This is a genomic window from Psychrobacter sp. 1U2, from assembly GCF_051847575.1.
In genome coordinates this window covers 1-1,622 of record NZ_JBPYDC010000150.1, presented here as the reverse complement: position 1 = coordinate 1,622, position 1,622 = coordinate 1, and the positions used below count along the sequence as shown (strand labels likewise).

General features: G+C 45.4%; 1 protein-coding gene. It reads left to right on the top strand.

Annotation, left to right across the window (positions count from 1 at the left end; all coding sequences use genetic code 11):
* Nucleotides 1–1,622 (top strand): efflux RND transporter permease subunit (locus ACS8FD_RS13995; protein WP_439276316.1); only part of this gene is annotated, 1,622 nt, incomplete at both ends.

The window sequence follows — 1,622 nt, the reverse complement described above, 5'->3', positions numbered from 1 at the left end:
TGTCGTTCTACTGGGTACCTTTGCAGTATTGTATGTCGCAGGCTTTAGTATTAACGTTCTCACAATGTTTGCAATGGTACTGTCCATTGGTCTTTTGGTCGATGATGCGATCGTCGTCGTGGAGAACGTTGAACGTATTCTGGAAGAAGATCCTGATATTTCTATTAAAGATGCCACCGTTCAATCTATGGGCGAAATCAGTAAGATTGTTATTGGTATTGCCATTATCTTGTCAGCAGTGTTTGTTCCTATGGCCTTCTTTGGCGGTTCAACAGGGGTAATTTATCGACAGTTCTCGATTACCTTAATTACTGCTATGGTATTTTCTGCCCTAGTTGCGCTTATCTTCACTCCAGCGCTATGCGTGACGCTACTAAAGCGTGGTAAAAGTCATGAAAAAGGCAATACTGAAGAGAAAAAAGGCTTTTTTGGTTGGTTTAACCGTGGTTTCTTTAAGCTTAGCCGCAAATATGAAACCTCAGTTGGTAAGAGCTTCCGTTTTAAATGGCTTTACCTAATAGGTTATGCCGCCATCATCGGTATCATGGCTGTTGTATTCTTACGCATTCCAGGCTCATTCTTACCAGAAGAAGACCAAGGTATTATGTTTACCTTGGTTCAGCTACCAGCTGGTTCGACACTGGATGAAACGCAAGATGTACTCGATAAAGTCAGTAACTATTATGATACCCAAGAGGGCGATAATATTGCCTCTGTCTTTACCATCGCAGGCTTTAGTTTTGCTGGTCAAGGACAGAATATGGGACTGGCCTTTGTGCGTTTATCAGACTGGGAGAACCGTTCTGGAGAAGAAAATACCGCACAAGCAGTCGCAGATCGCGCGATGGGGTACTTCTTCACTCAATTAAACGAAGCACAGGTATTTGCGATCGTACCGCCAGCGATTACCGAACTTGGTAATGCCAGTGGTTTTGATTTGATGATTCAAGATACTGGTAACCTTGGACACGAGGGCTTACTTGAAGCACGAAACATGCTGCTCGGTATGGCCGCACAGAACGATCAAGTCGCAGGTGTGCGTCCTAACGGTCAAGAAGATGCACCGCAGCTAAAAGTAAATATCAATCAAGAACAAGCAGCTGCCTATGGTTTATCAATGGGTAGTATCAACAGCGTTATCTCTACCGCTTGGGGCTCAAGCTACATCAATGACTTCGTCGACCGCGGTCGTATCAAACGCGTCTTTGTTCAAGGTGAGCCTAGCAGCCGTACCAACCCTGATGATATCGGTAAATGGTATGTGCGCAACGACATAGGTGATATGATTTCTTTCGATGCGTTCTCTAGCAGCGAATGGCAATCCGGCTCACCGCGTCTGACGCGCTACAACAGCTTGCCATCTATGAACATCCAAGGTAGCGCCGCGCCTGGTCTTAGTACCGGTGAAGCGATGAGCTCAATGGAAGCTATGATGGAAAAACTGCCTGACGGTGTCGGTTACGAATGGACGGGTATGTCACTTGAGGAGCAAAAGTCAGGTGCTCAAGCGCCAATGCTATATGCCCTTTCAATCTTAGTAGTATTCTTATGTTTGGCTGCTTTGTATGAAAGCTGGTCTATCCCCTTCTCTGTACTACTTGTCATTCCTCTTGGGGTATTAG